Below are 25,056 nucleotides of genomic sequence, written 5' to 3' on the forward strand. Positions count from 1 at the left end.
TATAGAATGGCACACAGAGGTTAAACAGCGTATAAATACGTGTTGTAAGAACAATAAAATAAAAGCGGGACTATATTTCAACCAAATGATTGCGAATAGAGTAGATGACCAAATCCACTACATTTCTGGTGGCTGTTTTTGCAATTAAATTAGCTCTGTGCCCTTCAACTGTACGGGGGCTTATAAACAGTTTATCAGCAATTTCCTGGGTCGTTAAACCATTTACTATCAATTTAAGCACATCCAGTTCCCGTTCGCTGAGCCTTTCATTCAAATCGTCGAGAAATATCCCCGGTTCTGCGGTAGATTTCCATTGTGCAATGTCAACCATCATTTCCGGCGAGAAATAGGTTTGCCCGTTGCAAACCTGACGTATGGCATTTTCAAGTTCTTCCCTGTTTGTGTTTTTTTGTAAAAATCCACACACTCCGGCTTCAGCCATCAATCTGAGGTATTTATGTTCACCAAACATGGTAAGCGCAATCACTCTCAATTCAGGATATTTCTCCATTGCAATTTTAGTAGCTTCCACCCCGTTCATTACCGGCATTTTAATATCCATCAGCACAACATCGGGCATTATTTGTTCAAGTAATGATAAAAATTCCGCCCCATTGGCGGCTTCACCTATTACTTTAAACTCATTACACTCATTGAGCATGATGCCAAGTCCTTTCAGGAAGATGGCATGATCATCAACCAACATTATTCTGAATATTTTCATAAGCATCAACCCGTTGTTTGGTTATGGTCTTTATCAGTATCTTCAGGCAATGTAACCTTAATAACTGAAACAAAATTATGGCCAGGCTCTGAGAAAAATGCACAAGTTCCGTTTACAGATTTCACCCGGCTGATGATATTTGACAAACCAAGGCCCTGAGAGCGGGATGACAGCATTTTTTGAACATCAAAACCAATCCCGTTGTCAGTATAAATGACTTCAAATTGATCTTCTTTTTTGATTAAGTCAATGCCGATTTTGCTGGCCGATGCGTGTTTCAATGTGTTATTGATAAGCTCGCTGATGACCCTGTACAGCGCGACCTCGGTTTGTTTAGGTAATCTATCGACTGATTTATCAACCTTCAAATCAACCCGTATGGTATTGGTTTTGTTTATTTTTTCAACATACACAGAAAGTGCTTCGATGAGGCCAAAATCATTTAAAAGATTAGGTGTGAGATTATTGGCAATTTCGCGGGTACTTTTAATTGACTCCTGCAAAAGCTCATCCGTCATTTTAATAAACTTACCCTGCTCTAATGGATTTCCCATACGGGCAGCAATAAGTTCGAGATGAATTTTAACAGTGGAAAGTAAAGGCCCCAAGCCATCATGTAAATCTTCCGAAAATCTTGCTCTTTCCCGCTCCTCCGTCTCAATAGTATTCCGTAATATCCGTTGTTCAATCAATTTCCGGTCGGTGATATTTCTGACAACCGCAATCAATCCTCTGGCAATGCCCTCTGTATCATAAATAATGGCCGTTTTTAACTCGCCCGAAAAAGTACTACCATCCTTTCGTTGCATTACAAATTGTGCATCTCTAACATCTTCACCCTTAAAAAGGGATTGAATATGTTCAACCGTACGGGTCCGATCCGATTCAACAATCCAATCGGTGATAGAAGTGCCTGTTATAGCCTCCATTTCGTGAACCCGAAACAACGATTTGCTTTGTTGGCTTGCAAAAACAATAACCCCATCGGTATTTGTTTCGATAACCGCATCAGGTGATGCACTGACGAGTTTTCTGTACATTTCTTCACTTTCACGCAATGCCACTTCAGCCTGCTTGCGCTCAGTTATGTCCTGCAACGTGCCTTGAACAAGAACAGGAACTCCCTCCCTGTTTCTTGACACCTCGCCATGAATGCTGATATATTTTGAAACTTTTCCGTTGTTCATCAGCCTGAAGTCAAAAGCAAAGTCTTCCATCTGATCAAAATCTCTTCTAAAAATTCTTTGCAGGTCAGGTCTGTCATCAGGGTGCGTTGCTCTAAGTATCGATTTCATATTCAATTCCCTGCCCGAAAGTCCAAGAACAATTGGCAGCTCATCTGACCAATCAGGTTTATTTTGCACCAAGTCCCAATCCCAGCTTCCTGAACGCCCAATTCTTTGCGCTTCTTTGAGTTTGAGCTGGTTTGAGAGCAAATCGCGGGTACGGAGTTTGACAAGGGATTCCAGTTCGACACTCAACTTCTTTTTCACCCTGTAGCGAAAGAAAAGAATTACCACTATTATCAGAACCAGAACAGAAATATAAATAAAAGAATTACGGAGACTTCTTTCCTTTGCTATTTGCAGTTTCTGGAGTGCATTTTCCTTTTCCTTGTGTTCTGTTTCATACTTTACCTGCATTTCAGCTATTGACCTTGTATTCTCCGTAGTGAAAATACGATCCTTCAGGGCATCGTATTTCTTAAAAAAATCGTCAAATAATGCATAGTTTCCCACAGCACTATAATACTTTGTCATCGATCTGTAGCTAAAAAGCAAAACATCCTGTGAATCTAACTTTTCAGCAATCTGCAAGGCCTGATTGAAATAGAAAAATGCCATTGGAAAATTATTCATCAGCAAATAAGTTTCGCCCAAAGTATTGGAAATATAGGATATATCCCAGAGTCGCCCCATGTGCATACTAATTTTCAGGGCTTTACTATCACATTCAAGCGATTTTAACAGTTCTCCATTGTCGCGGTAAACCATCGCCAGATTATTTAATGCACTGCTAAGGCCAATAGAATCGTGAAGTTTTTCGTGCAAATCAACTGACTGGTTCAATATTTCAAAAGCTTTATTTTTATCTCCAAGCGTAGCATACAAACTTCCCATATTGATCAGAATAGCCGCTTCCATTTTAATATTTTCAGCTTTTCTGACCAAAACCAATGACCTGTTATAATAATCAAGGGCTTTATTGACATTATTTAATGCATAAAAAACATTAGCTATACTGTTCAGGGTTGTTCCTATTTTGTATGGATCTCCCTTCTTTTCTCTTATTTCAAGTGACTTATATAAGTAATCAAGAGATGTTTCAAATGAATTTGCGTAAAAATAGGCTACACCCAAATTGTGATAAACATCGGCTGTTTCAGCTTCATTTCCAAGGTTTTCGGCTAATTGCAATGATAATTTCCCAAAATATATACTGCTATCTGGCGATATTTTCCAGTAGGACATGGAAAGACTGTTTAAGATTTTGAGTTTCTCCGTTGAATCAGAAATACCGGAATTCAAGCGTTTGTTTAAGCTGTCAATATGTGTTTCGAGCCCATCAGAAGCTTGTCCGATAAATGAACAAAGCCCTAAAAACAGGCATAACAAAACAGAAAGGCCGTAAAATCCAGATTTCCAATATTTAATCATCATCCCTGTAAATTAAAATCCCGGCTAAAAAAGTGTGATCGCAGGCATCATCAGCCAGCGGAGCTAAAGGCAATAAAAGTATAAATTATCGGACTATAAAAACCTCTGCAAAATACTTACATTGACTTTTGGCAAAAAATCCCTGCTGTTTTACACTGACATGCAGTTGCATGACACATCATAGAAAAGTCAAAGAGTGAAACACGGATACCTGATATCATCTATGTTTCACTCTTTAATGAAGTTATCATAAGAAAGAAGATGTTAAATCATCGTTCTATCAATGCTCAGGAAGAAATTCACTTTATTAAATAGCATCTCTCCCAAATTCCATCAGGTAAGCTTTAATAAAATCGTTGAGATCTCCGTCAAGCACACCTGATGTATCACTGGTTTCGTAATCAGTTCTCAAATCTTTAACCAGTTTGTAAGGATGCAAAACGTAACTGCGGATTTGAGATCCCCATTCAATTTTCTTTTTCTTTCCTTCAATTACAGCAATGGCTTCCTTCTTTTTGCGGAGCTCAATTTCATAAAGCTGTGACTTCAGCATTTGAATAGCTTTTTCGCGATTTTGTCCTTGCGAGCGCGTTTCCTGACATTCGATAACAATACCTGACGGTTCATGTTTCAAGCGAACGGCTGTTTCAACTTTATTTACATTTTGGCCACCCGGGCCACTTGAACGGAAAGTATCCCAGGTAATATCAGAAGCATTGATTTGAATGTCAATATTATCATCTACAACTGGATAAACATATACTGAAGCAAAAGAAGTATGACGTTTGTTGGCAGAATCAAAAGGCGACAATCTCACAAGTCGGTGAACACCGTTTTCGCTTTTAAGATAGCCAAATGCATTATCGCCTTCAAACTCAATAGTGACAGATTTTATGCCGGCGACATCACCTTCATGCATATCAAGTTCTTTCACTTTGTATTTGTTACGCTCACCATATCTGACATACATCCGCATGAGCATTTCAGCCCAGTCATTACTTTCAGTACCACCAGCTCCGGCGTTTATCTGCAGAATAGCACTCAGGCGATCTTCCTCATTGCTAAGCATATTACGCAATTCGAGGTCTTCAACCTTAATAAGTGTATCTGCAAACTGCTTATCCAAATCAGCTTCTGTTGCTTCTTCGGCTTCAAAAAAATCAAACATCACCATCAAATCCTCGCAGGAAGCCGAAGCTGCCTGAAAATCATTGGTCCATCTTTTCTTTTCCTGAATTGACTTTAAAAGCACTTCAGCCTTTTTAGGCTCATCCCAGAAGCCAGGCTGATGAGAAACTGATTCCTCTTCCTTTATTTGTTCTAACTTGGAATCAATGTCAAAGGAACCTCCTTAAAGCATCGAGCCTTTTCTGAATATCAGCTAACTGATCTCTTTGCACCATAATTTAAGCTTCCTTCATTTTAACCAATTCATCAATAATCTGCATAACCAACTCAGGCTCATACCCTTTGGCAACAGCAGGTTTGGCCAAACGATGTTTAAAAAGCATCATATTTGATCTGTCGGTAACAGAAATTTTGTGTTCTACCATACTTACAATTACACGACGATACTCCTCTTCATCGATTTCGCTCAACCCGATTTTAATTTTATCATCAGATATCTGACGGGCTTTTAATTCGCCAATAATGCGGGCACGACCCCATTTTTTGTTCCTGAATTTACCACCAGCATACAACTTGGCATATCTTTCTTCATCAATAAAACCTTCTTCCTGAAGATGACTGATGATTTTTTCACTGTTTTCTTCGGAAATCCCGCTTGCCTGGCTGTGAATCCTCACTTCAACAAGGCAACGTTCCTGCATGGCACACCAGCGGCGCAGTTTAGCCAATTGTTTTTGAAATTCTTTCATATCTACCCTATTTAAACATTAAATTTTGATGCAAATATACATTTTCGGATCGAAAATTCAAAATTTTATTCCGGAAAGCTCTGATGCAATTGCGAATACAGTTTTTTTCTATTTTATATTAATCAGATGAATATCGAATATGAGAACAGAATTTGCAGGGACTCCGGCCATAGCCGTTGATCCATAAGCTAAACCGGACGGAATATACAAAGTTCCCTTACCTCCTTTGCCAAATAGCTGAAGACCCTCACGCCATCCCTGGATTACGTTGGCCAACGGAAACGTAGGTGCTGAACCTGAATAAGAAGATTCAAATTCTTCATCATTCAAAAAATACCCTTTGTAATGTACTGTTACTTTCGAGGTAAGATCAGGCTTTTCATCACTTCCGGGCACTGTAATCGTATAGTATAAACCCGAAGCAGTTTTCATGGCCTGAATGTCTTTTTTTTCCAAATATTCTCTGATGAGCTTATCATCCTTCTCTGCGTAATTATCTTCTTTGGCACAAGACGATACGAGCACAAACAACAAAATTAAAAAAGATAAGTTTGTTTTAAGAAATGCCAGTTTGTTCATAGTTCAACATGTTTAATTGATTTCCAATTCTGCTAAAAGCTGACTCACAATTTCAGGCACGCCTTTACCAGCCATTTTTTGAATAAAAGTAAGGTTCCTGATCCCCTGAACATTCAGATTACCCGGATCGATAAGAAAGATGCGACAGTGTGCAGGAGCATAATGCAACAGTCCGGCTGCGGGATATACCAATAACGAAGTTCCGATTACAAGCAAAATATCAGCTTCAGAGGTCATAACGGCAGCATCCTCAATGAGAGGCACTTCCTCGCCGAACCAGACAATGTGCGGTCGCAGCTGTGAGCCATTGTTGCACAGGTCGCCCATTTTCAGTTTGCCATATCCGATATCAAATACCTGGCCTGACAGATCAGAGCTTCTGGCCTTTGTCAGCTCTCCATGCAAATGAAGAACATTGGCAGATCCAGCCCTTTCATGCAGGTCATCCACATTCTGCGTAATAATTTGAACCTGATACTTTTCCTCCAGACGTACCAATGCATAATGTGCCGCATTGGGTTCAACTTCTGCCAGTTGCATCCGTCTTTTGTTATAAAAATCAAGTACGAGCTCAGGATTTTTAAGCCATGCGTCGTAAGTTGCCACGTCTTCAATCCTGTAGTTTTCCCAAAGCCCATCATGGTCACGAAAAGTTTTAATCCCACTTTCAGCGCTAATACCGGCTCCGGAAAGCACCACAACTTTTTTTGACATCATTCAGATTTTGGAGCAAAAATAATAAAATTATATTGCGACCAATATTAGAAAAAAAGAAAGTAAAGACCATGAATAAAATGACTGTGAACTCATTACTTCATAAAAATATAGAGCCGCCAACAATGATTGATGCTGACGGCTCTACAGAGAATAACGAATTTGATTAATCTTCAAACAAATTCATGTCATCCAGAATTTTCATTACACTTTTTACTGATTTGGCTGATTCCTCAAGCATTTTCTTCTCGTCCTTATTCAGATTCAGCTCAATAATCTCTTCAATTCCTTTAGATCCCAATTTCACCGGCACTCCCATATAAACATCATTGAGGCCGTATTCGCCATTAAGTAGTGCGCAAACCGGGAAAATACGTTTCTGGTCATCCACAATAGCTTCAACCATTTGAGCAGCAGCAGCGCCAGGAGCATACCAAGCCGAAGTTCCCATCAGGTTTACGAGTTCTCCACCCCCTTTTTTGGTTCTTTCAACAATTTTATCAATTTCCTCCTTGTTGAGTAAATCGGTTACCGGTATACCAGCAATAGAAGTAAACCGTGGTAATGGAACCATGGTATCGCCATGCCCGCCAAGCAAAAGTGAGTGTATATCTTTGGGAGATACATCCAAAGCTTCAGCCAAAAAGGCTTTGTAACGGCCGGTATCAAGAATACCTGCCATACCAAATACCCGGCTTGAATGTTTACGTGCTGCACGATAGGCGGCATAAGTCATAACATCAAGCGGATTTGACACAACAATGATAATCGCTTCAGGCGAGTACTTTACTACCTTTTCGGTAACTTCTTTGACAATTGTTGCATTGGTTTTAATCAGGTCATCGCGACTCATACCGGGTTTACGTGGCAATCCTGAGGTTATAACCACAATTGAAGAGCCCTTGGTTTTAAGGTAATCATTGGTTACACCAACTACCCTGCTATTGAAATTGTTGATGGAAGATGTTTGCCAGATATCCAGTGCTTTTCCTTCAGCAACTCCTTCTTTTATATCAACTAATACCACTTCCCGGGTCAGATCTTTGTGCGCTATAACGTTGGCACAGGTGGCGCCTACATTTCCAGCGCCGATTACAGTGATTTTCTTCATAATCAAGATTTATTTGTTCAATTAATAAACCGGTTTTCAGCATCAGCTTTCCACTTCGGATATTTAGAAACAAAAGTACGATTTTCGATATAATTTTAGGTCAATTAAAAAAAGAACGCACAAAATATTTTCCTTAACCATCGCGATTCAACTGAATGATTGATAAACAATAACATGCTAATAGCCTTTGCTTTGCGCATCAATCACGGCAAGGGTAACCATATTTACAATTTCGGAAACGCTGGATCCCAACTGTAGCACGTGAATAGATTTATTCATTCCCATCAGAATTGGCCCGATAGCCTCGGCACCACCCATTTCCTGCATCAGCTTGTAAGCAATATTACCTGCCGTAAGATAAGGAAATATAAGGGTATTGGCAGGAGCACCAACCAGTTTCGAAAAAGGAAAATTCTCGCGCAAGAGCTGACTGTTAAGCGCAAAATTGGCCTGCAAATCACCATCAACAATCAAATTGGGGTGTTCAAGATGTAACTTTTCAACAGCATTTCTAACGAGTAAAGGAATATTTCCTTCAACTGAACCAAAATTAGAATATGAAAGCATGGCAATTCGTGGCTCAATATTAAATTGTTTTACCACTCTGGCAGTCTGAAGTGTAATCTCAACCAGGGTATCAACATCGGGATTCATATTAACGGTAGTATCAGCGAAGAAGAAAGGCCCTTTTTTAGTAAGCATAATATACATGCCTGAAACAATATTAGCCCCCTTTTCTTTACCAATAATGCGAAGGGCAGGCCGGATAGTGGCCGGATAGCTGCTGGTCAGACCAGAAATCATGGCATCAGCCACTCCATTTTCCACCAAACTCGGGCCAAAATAATTGCGGTGAGTCATCATGTCGCAAGCTGCAGCCATAGTAAGTCCTCTGCGTTTTCGTTTTTCATAAAACTGAGTCGCATAATGCAGCCGCCGTTCGTTTTCTTCGGGACACTTTGGATCGATAATTTCAACACCATCCAGCTCGAGGTCATGCGTTTTGATAAGATCCGTTATAACATCGCGATTTCCAAGAAGTATTGGAACTGCAATACCATCATCAACAGCAATTTCGGCAGCTTTCAGTATTTTATAGTTTTCAGCTTCGGCAAATACCACCCTTTTCGGATTTTTCTTTGCCCGGGCCTTTATCTGCCTGATTAATGGATTTGACAGTCCCAACCTTTTTATGAGTTCATCAGAATAGGCTTCCCAATTCTCAATTGGTTTTCTGGCAACCCCCGAATCCATGGCGGCCCTAGCAACCGCCGGAGCTATATGCGTAATCAAACGGGGATCGCTGGGCTTCGGAATGATGTATTCTTTTCCGAATTTCAGGTTTGTAACCTGATATGCAACATTAACTTCCTCAGGAACAGGCTGCTTGGCAAGATCGGCAAGAGCATGAGCTGCAGCAAGTTTCATTTCTTCATTAATTGCCGAAGCCCTTACGTCAAGGGCCCCTCTGAAAATATAGGGAAATCCTAAAACATTGTTAACCTGATTGGGAAAATCGGAACGACCAGTACCCATAATAATATCAGGACGCGTTGCAACAGCCAAATCATAAGAAATTTCCGGAACCGGATTGGCCAATGCAAAAACAATGGGATTTTCGTTCATACTAAGCAGCATTTCAGGCGTAACAACGCCGGCCACTGACAAGCCCAAAAACATATCAGCTCCAACCATGGCTTCAGCAAGCGTATTGATATTGCGTTGGGTTATAAACTGCTGTTTGATTGGATTTAAATCTTTTCGGTCTTTATTTAAAACACCTTTTGAATCAGCAACCACCAGGTTTTCGGCCTTAACCCCCAGAGAAAGGTATAATCTGGAGCATGAAACAGCTGCTGCTCCTGCTCCGTTTACAACTACCTTAATATCTTCAATCTTCTTTCCGTTAATAAGCAGCGCATTCAAAAGCCCTGCCGATGTAATGATGGCAGTCCCATGCTGATCGTCATGCATCACCGGGATATCGAGCATGGCTTTAAGCCTTTCTTCAATTTCAAAACATTCAGGGGCTTTGATGTCCTCCAAATTAATTCCTCCGAAAGTAGGAGCAATAGCTTTGACAGTATTGATAACTCCCTCCACAGATTTATCATTGATTTCAATATCAAAAACATCAATATCAGCAAATATTTTAAAGAGCAGCCCTTTGCCTTCCATTACAGGTTTACCAGCTTCAGGGCCAATATCACCCAACCCAAGCACTGCAGTTCCGTTAGATATAACGGCAACAAGATTTCCTTTGGCGGTGTATTTATAAACATCGTCAGGATTATTTTTTATCTCAAGGCAAGGCTCGGCAACACCCGGGCTGTATGCCAAAGACAAATCATATTGAGATTGGTGGGGTTTGGTAGGTATAACTTCAATTTTTCCCGGTCTGCCATCGGCATGATAGGCCAGTGCGTTTTTACGGCTTAAAGGAATCTTCATATAATACAGGTTTTGAGATTTGTTTATTAAAACAAATAATCATGATGAGATCTTACAAATTTAATCAACCCATAGACCAAAGCATAATAAAATGGCTACAAAATCCTTTCAAAATTCAATTTAGAGCTATTCCAGATAATGTCCGGCTCAGAAAGGCAGGCATTACAGCCACACCATAATTTTTATATAAAAACCCAACATTAAAACAATAATTGGCAGGGTTAAACAATTATCCCTATTTTTGTCGGTTAACAGGATATAAACTTCGCTATGTACGCTTTTATTGAAGGAAAAATCAGCGAAATCAGTCCCGCATCCGTAGTCATTGACTGCCATGGGGTGGGTTATGATATATCTATATCTGTAAACACTTTTTCGCAAATAAAGGAGATGACCAGCTGCCGGCTGTTAACTCATTTGGCTGTGCGCGAAGACGCGATGGTGCTTTTTGGCTTTGCAGATGAGAATGAGCGGATACTATTCAGAAACCTGATTTCTGTATCGGGTGTCGGGGCAGGAACTGCACGCCTTATCTTATCGTCTCTTTCGCCTGATGAGTTAACCGAAGCAATTGTCAGCAGCAAGGTAACGGTTTTGCAAAGAGTAAAAGGTATTGGCGGTAAAACAGCCCAGCGAATTATCATTGATCTTAAAGACAAGCTTGCCAAAGATGCCGGTTTAAGAGAAATTTTAGGAAGTCCGCACAATACAAAGAAGGAAGAGGCGTTATCTGCTTTATCAATGTTAGGCTTTAATAAAACGCTGGCTGAGAAGACCATTGATAAAATTTTGAAAGACGAAAGCGCTTCAATCACAGTTGAACAACTGATTAAGAGTGCACTAAAAATATTATAGGCAATAAACAAAGAGTAACCAGGAAAATGGACATCCTGTAATCAACATTTACAGGCAGACTTCAGGCCGGAAGTAAAATTCAGATTCTTTGTTATTCATAGTTTTATCACACATTAAACACTGAAGTTCCTTGGAGCGCATTGTAAAATATTCATTAAGAGTTTTTGTATTGTTATTTGTTGTTTCTATTGCATGGGGCATCCCTGCATCACCTTACAGTCTTAATTACCAAGACCTGAAAGAGAACAACCATACACCACCAGACACCACTTCGCCAGGGGGTGATTTACGATATCCAATTCCGGCTAATGAACCCGGAGAACCTCAGGTGCCAGAAGATAAAAACAAAATTTTCCTGGGTAATCCTTCAAATTTCTCGGAAGATTTTATCTACGACCCCACAACCAATACATATAACTATATTCAAAAAGCGGGCGAATTAAGACTAACTTCTCCTACCCCATACAGCCTCGAAGAGTATAAAAAGCTTGACCTTGACCGCTCTTTGCAAAATTACTGGCGCGACAAAGCTGTTGCATCAGGTGGAGCCAGCCGGACAGGAATCATCCCTCAAATACACATCGGTGGAGAAGTTTTCGACCGCATTTTTGGAGGAAACACCATTGACATCCGCCCTCAGGGAAGCGCAGAAGTGACTTTTGGCATTTTATCAAACCGACGCGACGATCCGGCTCTTGACATAAGACAAAGACGGACAACCAACTTTGACTTCCAGCAACGCATTCAAATGAGTGTAATGGCTAAAATCGGAGATAAAATTGAATTCAATACCAACTACAATACTGAAGCTACTTTTGAATTTGAACAAAAGCTTAAATTAAAATACGAAGGCAAGGAAGATGAAATCATTAAACTTATTGAAGCTGGTGATGTAACTTTTCCGCTTAACAGCACCCTGATTACTGGCAGTCAAAGCCTTTTCGGCCTGAAAACCCAGCTCCAGTTTGGCCGTGCAACCGTTACAGGTGTTTTTTCACAGCAGAAAAGTGAAACCTCAACCATAACCGTGCAGGGAGGAGCCCAAACCAGCAAGTTTAGCCTCAAAGCACTTGACTATGAAGAAAACAAACACTTTTTCCTGTCGCAATACTTTGCTGACAACTACGACAATGCACTAAGCACACTTCCAATCGTTAATTCAAATATTAACATTACCAAAATTGAAGTTTGGCTTACCAATATAGGCCCTGCCGTAACTGACAACAGAAATATTGTTGCCTTTATGGATTTGGCCGAACGCAACCCATACAATCATACTATCTTATCAAACCCCGGACCTGCATACCCCAGTAACAGTTCAAACGATCTGCTGACAAAATTTGACACAACCATTATCCGAAATATCAACCGGGTTACCGATTACCTCACAGGCTCTCCATTTGGATACGTTTCAGGCCTTGATTTCGATAAAGTTGAAAACGCCCGCAAACTTAACAGCAGCGAATACAGTTTCAACTCAAAATTAGGATTTATCTCGCTGAATTCGACGATAAACCCTGATCAGGTTTTGGCTGTTGCTTACCAGTACACTGTAATTGGTGATGACAAAATATACCAGGTGGGTGAATTTTCTGATGAAGGAATTACGCCTCCATCCTGCCTGATGGTAAAATTACTTAAAAGTTCAGCACTGAACACCAAGGTTCCGTTATGGAATCTGATGATGAAAAATGTATATAACATCGGGGCATTTCAACTTAACCGTGAAGATTTTATCCTGAACATTCTTTACTCTGGGAACGAAAATACTGTACCTACAGGCTATTTCACTGAAGGGCCTGAGGGTGTGAAAGGTATTCCGCTTATCCGGGTTTTCAATTTCGACAATCTGGACCCACAATCAAACCCGCCTCATGACGGTATGTTTGACTTTCTTGACAATGCAGCCCGGCAGGGAGGTACAATTCAATCATCAAACGGGCGAGTCTTTTTCACTATCAGAGAGCCATTTGGCAGTTACTTGCGTCAAAAGCTCAATGACCAGCAACTTGCCAACAAATATTGCTACGATTCACTCTACACCCTTACCAAAAGCGGTGCACAGCAATATCCCGACAAAAACCGCTATATTCTTGAAGGTCAATATAAATCATCGTCCGGATCAGAAATCTCTCTCAACGCACTCAATGTTCCACAGGGTTCGGTCAGAGTTACTGCCGGAGGCATTCCTTTGAACGAAAATGTGGATTATACCGTCGATTATACACTAGGACGTGTAAAAATTATTAACGAAGGAATCCTGAATTCGGGCACTCCTGTGAGTATTTCGCTCGAAAACAATGCCAGTTTCAACCTGCAAACCCAAACTTTAATGGGGATGCATGTTGATTACAAAGTGAACAAAGATTTTCTTATTGGCGCGACCCTCCTGAATTTGCATGAACGACCATTGACTCAAAAAACCAACTTTGGACAAGAGCCAATTTCCAATACCATGTGGGGAATGGATTTCAGTTATCAGACTGAATCCATGTTATTGACAAAGCTGATTGACAAGCTGCCATTCTATAGTACCAAAGCCCCCTCACGTATCCAGGTAAATGGAGAATTTGCACATTTTATTCCTGGTCACTCAAAAGCAGTAGGCAAAACCGGAACCTCCTACATTGACGATTTTGAAGGAGCCAAATCTACCATTGACCTGAAAAATGTGGGCACATGGTTTTTAGCCAGCACACCTCAAGGACAAACTTCACGTGATATGTTTCCTGAAGCTGCTCCGGGCTCTGGCCTGAATTATGGATTTAACCGATCAAAACTTGCATGGTATACAATTGATCCACTGTTTTATGACAGAAACAGCAATCTAAGACCCAAAAATATCAGCAAGAATGAGTTGTCACGAAACTCTGTCAGGCTGGTTCGCGAAACGGAAGTATTTCCGAATGCCGACCCACCCAACGGACAACCCATGAACTTATCGGTACTCAATCTGGCTTTCTTCCCCGAAGAAAAAGGACCTTATAACTTTGACGTGCTTCCTACAGGGGTTTCTAAAGGACTTTCAGAAAATGGCACGCTCTTATTCCCCAGAACCCGCTGGGGAGGAATTATGCGCAAAATAGAATCTACTGACTTTGAAGCCTCCAATGTTGAATATATAGAATTCTGGATGATGGATCCATTCTCAGAAAATCCGCAACATTCAGGAGGTGACTTGTATTTCAATCTGGGCGATATTTCAGAGGACATTCTGCGCGACGGACGGAAAAGCTATGAAAACGGGCTGCCTACCTCAGCTGAAGTAAAAAATGTAGACACAACAATCTGGGGACGGGTTCCTACCCTGCAGGCACTTGTAAATTCATTTGACAACGACATTGCTGCAAGACCTTTTCAGGATGTAGGATATGACGGTTTACGTGATGATGACGAACGGACATTTTTCGAAAGCAACTATCTGAGCCTGATCGCCAACCAATATGGTACAGCTTCCGAGGCCTATTTAAACGCTTTTAACGACCCCGCCAATGACAATTACCACTTTTTCCGTGGTGCAGATTATGATGCAGATCCAAAATACAGCAGTGTAACTGAAAGGTACAAAATGTATAATGGAGTAGAAGGCAACTCACCAGCCTCCGAACAATCTGCCGAGCAATTTCAGACACAAGCCACCACACTGCCCAACGTTGAAGATATCAACAAAGACAATACGCTTAATGAGCAGGAACGCTACTTCCAGTACAAGGTAAGGCTAAGCCCCGACCACATGAATGTTGGCGAAAATTACATCACCGACGTGTATGAAGCAGTTGATATTCCTCTTGAAAACGGCACTAAAGGCAATGTAAAATGGTATCAGTTTAAAGTTCCGGTTCAAAGCCCCGACCTGGTTGTGGGAAATATTCAGGACTTTAAAAGCATCAGGTTTATGCGTATGTTCCTGAAGAATTTCGACGAATCCGTTGTCTTGCGTTTTGCAACACTCGAGCTCGTTAGAGGGGAATGGCGTAAATATTACAGCAATCTGCTGCAACCCGGCGAATATATTCCCGATCCCAACCAGAGCGAAACCAGCTTCGACATCTCAACTGTTAGTATTGAAGAGAATGGAAGCAGGGATCCAATACCTTATGTACTTCCTCCTGACATTGACCGCGAAATTAATGTTGGAACCACCAATTACCAACGACTCAACGAACAGGCTATGGTGTTAAAAGTTTGCAACCTGCTCGACGGAGATGCCCGGGGAACCTACAAAACCACTGATTTTGACTTCAGGCAGTACAAAAAAATGAAGATGTACATTCATGCTGAAAAGTCAATAGCTGAAAAAGAACTGAAAAAAGGCGACTTAACCGTCTTCGTAAGAATTGGCTCTGACTTTACAGAGAACTATTATGAATATGAGGTCCCGATTGAATTCACGCCCTGGGGAACAACTGCTGTTAATGACAGGTTAATCTGGCCCGATGCCAATCGTATGGAAATAGAGTTGGCCAAACTTGTTGAAGCCAAGCAAAAACGCAATGACGCGATGGGACAGCCAGGCTCCATGATAACCGTTCTCACTCCTTACGAAGTTTATGATGGTGAAAATAAGATTACGGTGGTGGGTATGCCCAGCCTGAGTGATGTTAAGGCTTTTCTCATTGGTGTCAGAAACCCTAAAAAACAAATGATTACAGACCTGGATGATGGCTATGAAAAATGTGCCGAAATCTGGGTAAATGAGCTGAGATTAACCGATTTTGATGAGAAAAGCGGCTTTGCCGCAACTGCACGTATTGCAGCAAACCTGGCCGATTTAGGTAATGTTGTTGTTTCGGGCAGCTATTCAACTCCTGGATTCGGGAGCATTGAAAAAAAGGTAAATGAACGGCAGCAGGAAGCCAACAGCCAGTTTGATGTGGCTACCAATATTCAGCTGGGTAAATTCTTCCCTGAAAAAAGTGGAATTAAGATACCCATGCATATCGACTATTCCGAAATGCGGCTTACACCCAAATACAATCCCCTCGATCCTGACATTCTATACTCCAGCCTGATTTCTGACTTGAATAGTTCGGAAAAAGATTCAATTAGAAACAAGGTCCAGGATATTACCCGGCGAACCAACGTTAACTTTGTGAATATGCGCAAAGAAAAAGTTGGAGCCAAAGGCAAGCCCAAGGTGTATGATATCTCCAACTTTGACTTCACCTATGCTTATTCGCAAATTTATCATCAAAATATTGATATTGAATACGATAGTCGTAAGCAATATAGAGGTGGAATAGGATATAACTACATTAATAACCCTAAACTGGTTAAACCATTCCAAAAGGTGAAGTTCCTTCAGAACAAATCATTGGCATTGATCAAAGATTTTAACTTCTACTATTTGCCCAAGATGTTCTCTTTCCGAACCGACATGAATCGCCAATACAGCGAACGTTTGCTCAGAAATAAGAGTGACGCACTTGTGATCATTGAACCTACATACATCAAAAGCTGGGACTGGAATAGAATCTTTGATTTCAAATTTGACCTTTCACAATCACTTAAACTCGAATATCAGGCCAATGCCAATGCATACGTGCAGGAGCCTCCCGGCCGAATAGACCGAAACGCTGATGATTACAAAATGAGGCGTGATTCTATTTGGGATGAGATTATGAACTTTGGGACAATGAACAGATTCACCCAAAACATGAGTCTCAACTACACGGTGCCTATCAATAAGATTCCTATTTTAAACTGGGTTAACCTTAGCACCCGCTATGCAAGCACTTTCCGTTGGGAAGCATCTCCCCGCTCAATTCAGAGCATCATGGGAAATACAATTGAAAATTCCAATACCATTAATATTAATGGAAATGCAAGGCTGACCAATTTGTACAATAAAGTAGGGTTCCTCAAAAAAATCGGACAAAAGGCCCGACCGACGCCTGGTCGACCCGGCCCCGGAGGTCGTCAGCCAGCAAACAAAAACAAACAAGACAATCCTGACGAAACACTTGCTGCTGACTCAACTGCTAAAAAAGGTCCGAATATAGCCAAATTGCTTGGCACAGGTCTGGTAAAACTGGTTATCGGATTCAAAGATGTTCAGTTAAATTACACTGAATCTAACGGAACCTTATTGCCGGGATTTATGCCCAAACCCGATATCCTGGGAAGCCGTTTGAGCGACATGGCCCCGGGTTTTGGATTTGCTTTTGGCGGGCAGGCTGATATAAGGGATGATGCTGTAAGCAAAGGATGGCTTTCTACAGATACCTTGCTTAACAATGCTTATATCCTCAGAATGACCAAAAATTTAACTGCAAGGGCGACTTATGAACCATTTGCCGACTTCAGACTTGAATTTACAGCCGACAGAACGGAATCGTTCGGACATCAGGAATATTTTAAAGCCAATGCATCCGGCACTTTTTCGTCATCATCACCACAAGACAGAGGTTCATTCAGCACATCAATCATCTCACTCAGAACCGCATTCAGAAAAGACGGGACAGATAATATTTCTCAGACTTTCGAGGAATTTAAGGAAAACAGAAGAGTAATTTCTGCCAGGCTTGGTGCTGAAAGTCCATTCTCTAACGGAGTCGACAGTGCTGGTTATAATATCGGATATGGTGCCGGCTCTCAGGAAGTACTTATCCCTGCCTTCATTGCAGCCTACACTGGCAGTGATCCCAAAAAAGTTTCATTATCAGCATTTCCAAAAATCCCTATACCAAACTGGAGATTTACCTATAACGGGCTTTCAAAACTTGAATTTCTGAAAAAATACTTTAAACAGGTAAATATAGCACATGGTTACCGTTCAACTTATGCTGTTGGAAGTTATATCTCCAACATCGATTATATTGAAGAAAACGGATTTGCTACAACTTTTGACTTCTCAGGTAATTTCATCCCTAAAAACAGGATTGAAGTTATTACTCTCACTGAGCAGTTTAGTCCTCTCTTTGGATTAGACATGACCTGGAATAATAGTTTGCTTTCAAAGTTTGAATACAAAAAGTCGCGAAATCTTTCATTGAGCTTTGTAAACAATCAGCTCACAGAAGTTTCAAGCAATGAAATTGTTATCGGACTGGGTTATAGATTTAAGGATGTAAAGCTGAATTTATCATCGGGAGGAAGAAAACAGCAGCTCAAGAGTGATTTGAACGTGAAGATGGATTTATCCATACGCGACAATAAAACTGTACTGCGCAGGCTTGATGAGGCAATCAATCAGATTTCAACAGGCAACCGGATGGTCTCTATCAATACTTCGGCTGATTATGTAATAAACCAACGGTTTAACGTAAGGCTGTTTTTCGACAAGACCATTACAAATCCTTTTGTATCTTCTCAATTCAAAAACTCTACAACGAATGCAGGTGTCAGTTTAAGATTTACACTTGCTCAATAAACAGATACAGCATTGAATAAAAAGACCATCAACCTGAACGATGGTCTTTTTTTATTTCCGACCACAGAGCATCAAAAGCTTTTGCCGCATCTGATGAAGGTTTCGAACTCACTACAGGTTTTAAATAAATGCCCATCTTTTCAATATCGCTTAAATAAGGTATTGAGGACAAGAAGAAATTCATTCCCCGGAAATCCCATTCCTCAAGAATATGCTTTTGAAGACCTTTTCGCCTGTCAACCATAGAAAAAAAGCCCTTATATGTGCAACCCTTAACTAAAGGCTTTTCATCTGCAAACTTTATGAAATCATAATATGTTCGTACCGAAAGTGTAGTTGGCACTACAGGAATCAACACAAGATTTGAAGCATTAAAAATAGCTTTCGACAATAAAGTCAAGCCTGGAGGACAATCAATAAATATCCAGGAATATTTATCCTTCAAAGGTAAAATCATGTCTTTGATACGACTTCCGGCCTTTTTAACTTCACCAAGAACAGTCTCCATCTCGCGATAAGCAAGAGTAGCTGGTAAAATATCAAGATGAACAAATTCAGTTGATTTAATATGCTCTTCAATATCCGACTTTCCTTTTAGCAGCCTTTTAACTGTCGTTTTAATTTTAGGTTTAACTTTCAGATAAAAAGTAGAAGAAGCCTGAGGATCCAGGTCAATAAGCAAGGTTTTTTCACCTGCAAAAGAAGCAAGCGTTGCAAGGTTGATGGCGGCTGAAGTTTTTCCAACACCACCTTTTATACTAAAAACTGATATCACAAACATATAACAGCGTTGATTATTTAAAGCTTACTAAAGGCACCAAAAAGAAAAATCCAGACAAACCAAGCAAAAACCATTCAATATGAAGGCTTCGGCGATTAAAGGTAGTGCTTTTATTTTGAGCATAAATGGCAACGTGGAAATGCAGCAAAAAGATTTTTGAAATAATTACCGATTGCATAAAAAAAAACTTGGAATTTAAGCGCTTTTAGTAATTTTGCCTCATCTACATCTCATTAAAAAAAAACAAAAATCATGAACATTCCAGCCAATTTAAAGTACACCAAAGATCACGAATGGATTAAAATTGAAGGTGAAACCGCCGTTATTGGTGTAACTGAATACGCACAAGGCGAATTAGGAGACATCGTTTTTATCGAAGTTGAAACTGAAGGTGAAACATTAGAAGAAGGTGAAACATTTGGAACAATAGAAGCAGTGAAAACTGTAAGTGATATGTTTATGCCAGTTGCCGGTGAAGTTCTTGAATTTAATGAAGCGCTGAACAGCAGCCCTGAGCTGGTAAACAAAGATCCTTACGGAGAAGGCTGGATAATTAAGATCAAAGTAAGTACACCTTCGCAAGTAGAAGATTTACTTGACTCAGCAGCATATGGAGCATTAATTGGCGCTTAATAACTCGTAATTTGCAACGCTCATCAACACTTCATGCTTAGATTTCTTAAAAACTTCTGGCCAGGATTATTGTGGGCTTGCGTTATTCTTGTATTAACCTTATTACCTGGCAACTATTTTCCCGGAATCAATAGTTTTTGGGAACTGTTTTCTCCAGATAAGCTGATACACATTTTTTTATTTGGCGTACTCAGCTATTTAATATTGCAAGGAGCTGAAAAGCAATATTCAGCCGACGATAAGCGTTATACTATCATATTGCCTTTATTAACCGCCATGCTTGGAGGTGTTATTACTGAAGTTTTACAGTCAGTTTTACCCATTGGCCGTGACGGGAACATGTTTGACACAATTGCTGATTTTGCAGGTTGTTTTACAGGTTTGATGATCTTTAGGGGTCTGAGAAAGAAAAAAAAGAAAAAATTGCAAACCAATGCAAAAAATATATAATTTAGCAGTCTGCCAGTAATGGTAGTTGAGTTTGCATAACTAATTATCAGTTAACAATATGGAAGCAAAAAAGAGCCCGAAAGCTGACCTTGAGTCTAAAAGGACCATGTTTGTTCAGATCGGTTTAATTGTTGCACTAGCAGCTATGTTGGTGGCCTTCGAATGGAAGACCTACGATGTAAAGCAGCTTGACCTAAGTGCACGCCAGGTTGAAAATGTAGAGGAGGATATGATTGAAATTACCAACCAGAACAAGCCTCCCCCACCTCCGGCACCACCTCCAACAACTACATTAATCAACATTGTACAGGATAATGTTGTTGTGGAAGATGACCTGAGCATTGATGCAGAAGCTACAGAACTTACTGTAATTCCAACTTATACTCCGGTAGTTGCTGAAGAGGAAGAAGTTGCAGAAGCTGAAATTTTTACGGTTGTTGAAGAATCACCAAGTTTCCCTGGCGGTGATGAAGCACGTATCAGATTTCTTCAGGAAAATATCAAATACCCTCAGATTGCCCGTGAAAGTAGTATTCAGGGAACTGTTTATGTAACGTTTGTTGTTGAGAAAAACGGAAATGTTACAGACGTAAGAATCCTCAGGGGTATTGGCGGTGGTTGCGACGAAGAAGCTGTTCGCGTAATTAAAGCCATGCCAAAATGGAATCCCGGAAAACAAAGAGGTAAACCTGTTCGTGTTCAGTTTAACATGCCTATCAAATTTACCCTCGCAGGATAATCCCAATAGAAGTTTTAAAAAAAATCCCGTTCTGGCAGAACGGGATTTTTTTTGCTTATGAAATAACGCTCATCAAACGTGTATTTGTCACCATCCAAAAACCATTCCGATACGAGCAAAGACAATCCAGAAGGTAAACAATAAATGGCCCGAAAAAGATTCCTGCCAGGTTCGATTAACAAACTCACAAAATGAACATCATAAAACCATATCAATTACAAAGATCCGGGTGGTCAATCTTTTTAATTGAATAGCTGGTCTTAACTACTACATTTCCTTTAATCATATGATAAACCGGGCAGTATCGTTCTTCGGCAAGAGCAATCACCTTATCCACATCCTGTTCGTTTGCATCAGAAAACAAAGTAAAATCAATTGTAATGACATTGAAGCTGGTAGGATGTTCTTTATTACGAATGCCGGCAGCCGATATTTCCATTCCGGGCAATACTTTTCCCGTTTTGCGTAACAACAGAGCGAGGGCAGAGCCATAACATGAAGTCAGACTTAAAAGTAAAAGTTCTAATGATGTATACCCCAGATTATCGCCATAGGGTGGAATATAATCAATTGAAACAGGTTCATTCTTATCAGCAATACCAATAAAATTCAATTTATCGTTTATCAGCTTCAGAGAAACATTTAGCTTTTGCGACTTGTCAATTATTTTTTCCATCTTTTGAAAATTCGGAGTTAATAAATAAATCCATACAGACAAAGATGAGACAAAGGCCATGGAATTAAAAAGAAAAGATGACCAATGGTTGAATATGCAGCACAAAAGTGATATTTATTAACCTGAACCGGTGAAATTAACTCAAACATCAGGCATAATATTCGGGGAGCTCAAATAACACAAGAAAAACGGGAGAGCCGGATAACCGGTCCTCCCGTTGGAAAACAAATATAAAGGAAACTTAGGGGGCGATTGATAAGTACTAAGCTGGAAATACCAGATTAATCCTTTGAATTGTTAATTTGTGTTTAACTATTTTATTGAACTTGTATTCATACTTTCATTGCAACTAATAAAGAAATCGCTCTTCAGATCCTTTATCCCGATAATTTGTCCTCCTTTATAAATATCCAAAGGCTGCTGCGCTTTGGTATCATCGGGTTCAACAACTCCGGTAATCTTAATTTCAGTGCGACGATTATCCTGATGTTCCTGATCTGTACATTTAACTCCATCTGCACAGCGGTTTACAAGTTTATATTCACCATAACCTTTAGCCGTTATACGAGAATCAGAAATTCCACGGCTGATAATATAAGCAACGGCAGATTCAGCTCTGCGGTCCGATAACCGCTCATTATATTTAAAGCTACCCCTGGAATCAGTGTGCGAACCAAGTTCTACAATAATTCCCGGATTTTCGTTAAGAAAAGCAACTACTTTATCCAGCTCAACAGAAGCATCAGAACGAATATTCCATTTGTCGAAGTCGTAATAAATATTTTCTAATCTGAAAATTTGATCAACCTTATATTTTCCAAGAAGTAAATCCCTGTTTTCCAGCGTTGCTTCTTTTGTTCCGGCAGGAATTTCCACTGTAAGACAATCATGAGAATAACCATTTTTCATAGCTTTCATCACAAAAGTAGTTCCGGGTTTAACTTTAATTTCATAATACCCTTTGGCATCAGTCTTTAAGATGGCTACTTCATCAGTCAGCGTATTCCACGCAAAAACAGTGCTATTCGATAACAATTCCAATGACTCCTTTTCTCTCACAAGACCTGAAACCATAACAAAATCAGGAAGTCTTTCCTTGATAGTAATCATATAAATATCATCCTCACCTTTTCCACCCTGGCGGTTAGAGCTAATCATTCCCACTGTTTCATCATCACCGATTACGATACCAAAATCGTCGGCAGGCGAATTAACAGGAGCTTTAAGATTTTCAGGAGAAGTCCAGCCTGCGTTCAATTTATAAGATTTATACACATCGAGGCTGCCCAAACCGGGGAGTCCGTTTGAAGAAAAGTACAATATACTATCCTTATGAATATATGGAAACATTTCATTGCCAAAAGTATTGATGGAAGCGCCCAGATTTTCAGCGGGGCCCCATTTATCACCTTCACGTTTCACACAGTACAAATCAGTTCCACCAAATCCTCCGGGCATATCTGAAACAAAATACATAGTTTGGCCATCGGCAGTAAGCGTAGGATGCCCAACTGACCATGAATCATTATTTAAATAAAATGGTTCTGGTTCTGCCCACTTATTATCGGCGTAAGTACTGGAAAATATTTTAAGCTTATTGGTGTAATATCTTGTTGAGTCAAGCTCACCAGATTTTCTATTTACGCGGGTAAAATAAATGGTGTTAAAATCGTTGGTAAAGGAGGCGGGGCCATCATGATAGGGCTGGTTAATTGCAGCCGCATATAATGAAGGGCTTCCCGGGAGGAGTTGTTCATTTCCTTCTGTTTTATTGAGTTTTGAGTAGAATAGGTCAAGATAATATGCCCCAGTCCACCCAAACCTTTTTTCTCCAGATTTTGCATTACGATCTGACGTAAAAACAATGCCATCTTTATAGTATACGGGAGAGAAATCAGCAAACGAAGAATTTACATTTTCAGCATTGATCAACTCGTAGTCGTATTCAGGCATGGTCCACTGCTTGACTTCATTACTGTAAGTTGCAAAAAGCAGCCCTCGATTGTCGGTTGAGTCAAGGGAAGCATATTTTGAAAATAATGCGGAGGCTTCATCATAACGACCAAGGCTGCGCAATGCCTGAGCATAATTAAAATAAACCAGTGGTTCAACGGGTCCTTGTGCAATTGCTTTTTCATACCATTTAGCCGAAGCCTCAAAATTACTGGTAAGTCTGTAACAATCGCCAAGGCGGGTTAAAGCATGCATAACATGCTTGTTATTTTTATCTGCAAGCTTTTGATAAAAAGGGATTGCTTTAGCATAATTATAAGCTGTAAAAAGCCTGTCAGCTTTCCCCTTCTGAGCCACTACCTGACTTCCTGAGATAACCATCAACAGCAGTGCAAGTAACCAATATTTTGTTTTCATAGTTTTATTTTTAACTCAATAACATTCCGTTTAAGTCAGAACACTACTAGAAATACCGAGGAGTAAGCATCCTTGGTTTGAATAAATTCAAATCATATGACACCATGAATTCATGTGAACCTTGCGAATGCGTTTTCATTTCATTAAGATATGTGTCATAAGAATAACCTAAACGCCAGTTTTCAGACAGATTAAATTCAATCATAAAAACAATTGCATTTTTGCTGGTTATGGCATTTTTATTTGTACGGTAAGACGTTCCAAGCCAGAATAAATTATTAAACAGGAAGCTGACATTCAAATCCATGTTCAGCGGAGCATTTTCAGTATATTTAAACATCATGCCAGGTCTGAACACAATCCTGTCACTTAAAGGAATAGCAGCACCTGCCATTCCATAAAAATGCCTGGCCAATGTAGCATAGGTAGTCAGTCCGTTTTCAAAGTCCACTTTACCATATTGGCTCTCAAACAACTGCTTTGAAGAAACTCCCAGGTAGTAAGACTTGGTGTAGTAATAAATTCCGAAGTTAGCATCGGGTTGCAACTTATTGCGAGGTTGACTCATCGTTACCTGATCATCCTGATCGCGTACATCTAGCTTATTCCAGTCGACATTAACCTGATTAAATCCCGCCTGCAATCCTAAGGACAAAATACCATTAAGCAATCTGACCCTGTATGCATAATTACCCATGAACCCGACATCGGTAAATGGTCCGGTTTGATCAGCATAAGCATAAAACCCAATACCGATATTTTCATTACGCAATGGTGTATGTGCACTAAACGTCAACGTTCGTGGTGCTCCATCGCCGAATCCAACCCATTGATACCTGTTGAGCAAGGTCATGGTCAATACATCACGGCTACCTGAGTATGCAGGATTAATGACCAAACGATTGAACATAAACTGGCTGTAAAGCGCATCGCGTTGTGCCATAGCGCTTACTGTTACCAGAAACAGTCCTAAAATAATTGCTAGTTTTTTCATATTACTAACGGGTATTTAATTTCCCTTATTCTTTTGTTTTGCTTTCAATGACTTACCCTTGTATACTTACCGG

The 25,056-nt window shown here is 40.1% G+C and carries 17 protein-coding genes; 5 read left to right on the forward strand and 12 right to left on the reverse strand.

What is annotated here, in order from left to right:
* Positions 1-70: 70 nt before the first annotated feature.
* The 8 genes from H6541_09310 to H6541_09345 all read right to left on the reverse strand — a co-directional run bounded on the left by H6541_09310 (position 71) and on the right by H6541_09345 (position 10,113).
* Positions 71-724, reverse strand: a complete 654-nt coding sequence (locus H6541_09310; protein MCB9015978.1) for a response regulator transcription factor — start codon at positions 722-724, stop codon at positions 71-73.
* Positions 725-729: 5 nt separating this feature from the next.
* Positions 730-3,195 carry a tetratricopeptide repeat protein gene (locus tag H6541_09315; GenBank protein MCB9015979.1) on the reverse strand — a complete coding sequence of 822 codons (2,466 nt, stop codon included), beginning with the start codon at positions 3,193-3,195 and terminating at the stop codon, positions 730-732.
* Positions 3,196-3,688: 493 nt separating this feature from the next.
* Positions 3,689-4,784 (reverse strand): peptide chain release factor 2 gene (gene prfB, locus H6541_09320; GenBank protein MCB9015980.1). Its coding sequence is split into 2 segments (ribosomal slippage): positions 3,689-4,720 and positions 4,722-4,784, totalling 1,095 coding nucleotides; the frame shifts between segments, so codons are not numbered across the junction.
* A gap of 3 nt (positions 4,785-4,787) precedes the next feature.
* A complete protein-coding gene (locus H6541_09325; GenBank protein MCB9015981.1) occupies positions 4,788-5,258 on the reverse strand; it encodes a RecX family transcriptional regulator in 471 nt (156 codons plus the stop codon).
* A 108-nt stretch (positions 5,259-5,366) separates the two neighbouring features.
* The gene (locus H6541_09330; GenBank protein ID MCB9015982.1) at positions 5,367-5,837 is read right to left on the reverse strand and encodes an FKBP-type peptidyl-prolyl cis-trans isomerase; all 471 of its coding nucleotides are present in this window, start codon (positions 5,835-5,837) and stop codon (positions 5,367-5,369) included.
* 12 nt (positions 5,838-5,849) lie between these two features.
* Positions 5,850-6,554 carry an NAD-dependent deacylase gene (locus tag H6541_09335; GenBank protein ID MCB9015983.1) on the reverse strand — a complete coding sequence of 235 codons (705 nt, stop codon included), beginning with the start codon at positions 6,552-6,554 and terminating at the stop codon, positions 5,850-5,852.
* A gap of 163 nt (positions 6,555-6,717) precedes the next feature.
* On the reverse strand, positions 6,718-7,662 hold the full coding sequence (mdh, locus tag H6541_09340; GenBank protein ID MCB9015984.1) for a malate dehydrogenase: 945 nt from the start codon (positions 7,660-7,662) through the stop codon (positions 6,718-6,720).
* Between the two features lie 177 nt (positions 7,663-7,839).
* Positions 7,840-10,113 (reverse strand): NADP-dependent malic enzyme, encoded by a 2,274-nt coding sequence (locus H6541_09345; protein MCB9015985.1) that lies wholly within the window; start codon positions 10,111-10,113, stop codon positions 7,840-7,842.
* A 270-nt stretch (positions 10,114-10,383) separates the two neighbouring features.
* On the opposite strand from H6541_09345, the gene ruvA reads away from it, so the two are divergent.
* Positions 10,384-10,968, forward strand: a complete 585-nt coding sequence (ruvA, locus tag H6541_09350) for a Holliday junction branch migration protein RuvA (protein MCB9015986.1) — start codon at positions 10,384-10,386, stop codon at positions 10,966-10,968.
* Positions 10,969-11,098: 130 nt separating this feature from the next.
* Positions 11,099-18,340, forward strand: a complete 7,242-nt coding sequence (sprA, locus tag H6541_09355; protein MCB9015987.1) for a cell surface protein SprA — start codon at positions 11,099-11,101, stop codon at positions 18,338-18,340.
* 28 nt (positions 18,341-18,368) lie between these two features.
* Here sprA and H6541_09360 read toward each other — a convergent pair whose 3' ends face one another.
* Positions 18,369-19,121 carry a ParA family protein gene (locus tag H6541_09360; GenBank protein ID MCB9015988.1) on the reverse strand — a complete coding sequence of 251 codons (753 nt, stop codon included), beginning with the start codon at positions 19,119-19,121 and terminating at the stop codon, positions 18,369-18,371.
* Between the two features lie 252 nt (positions 19,122-19,373).
* Here H6541_09360 and gcvH point away from each other — a divergent pair, with 252 nt between their 5' ends.
* From gcvH to H6541_09375, 3 genes are read left to right on the forward strand one after another with little or no spacing between them, the layout of a single operon-like run.
* Complete coding sequence (gene gcvH, locus H6541_09365; protein MCB9015989.1) at positions 19,374-19,754, forward strand: glycine cleavage system protein GcvH; 381 nt, start codon at positions 19,374-19,376, stop codon at positions 19,752-19,754.
* A 33-nt stretch (positions 19,755-19,787) separates the two neighbouring features.
* Positions 19,788-20,204, forward strand: a complete 417-nt coding sequence (gene vanZ / locus H6541_09370) for a VanZ family protein (protein MCB9015990.1) — start codon at positions 19,788-19,790, stop codon at positions 20,202-20,204.
* A gap of 58 nt (positions 20,205-20,262) precedes the next feature.
* Entirely contained in the window at positions 20,263-20,943 is a 681-nt protein-coding gene (locus H6541_09375) for an energy transducer TonB (protein MCB9015991.1), read from the forward strand.
* A gap of 211 nt (positions 20,944-21,154) precedes the next feature.
* Here the strand turns inward: H6541_09375 and H6541_09380 are convergent, their stop codons facing one another.
* From H6541_09380 to H6541_09390, 3 genes are all read right to left on the reverse strand, one after another.
* Entirely contained in the window at positions 21,155-21,619 is a 465-nt protein-coding gene (locus H6541_09380; protein MCB9015992.1) for an OsmC family protein, read from the reverse strand.
* A 312-nt stretch (positions 21,620-21,931) separates the two neighbouring features.
* The gene (locus tag H6541_09385) at positions 21,932-23,989 is read right to left on the reverse strand and encodes an OmpA family protein (protein ID MCB9015993.1); all 2,058 of its coding nucleotides are present in this window, start codon (positions 23,987-23,989) and stop codon (positions 21,932-21,934) included.
* A gap of 46 nt (positions 23,990-24,035) precedes the next feature.
* Positions 24,036-24,983: a type IX secretion system membrane protein PorP/SprF gene (locus tag H6541_09390; protein ID MCB9015994.1), complete on the reverse strand. Its 948-nt coding sequence runs from the start codon at positions 24,981-24,983 to the stop codon at positions 24,036-24,038.
* Between the last annotated feature and the right edge of the window lie 73 nt (positions 24,984-25,056).

The organism is Lentimicrobiaceae bacterium (genome assembly GCA_020636745.1).
Taxonomy (GTDB): Bacteria; Bacteroidota; Bacteroidia; order Bacteroidales; family Lentimicrobiaceae; genus Lentimicrobium.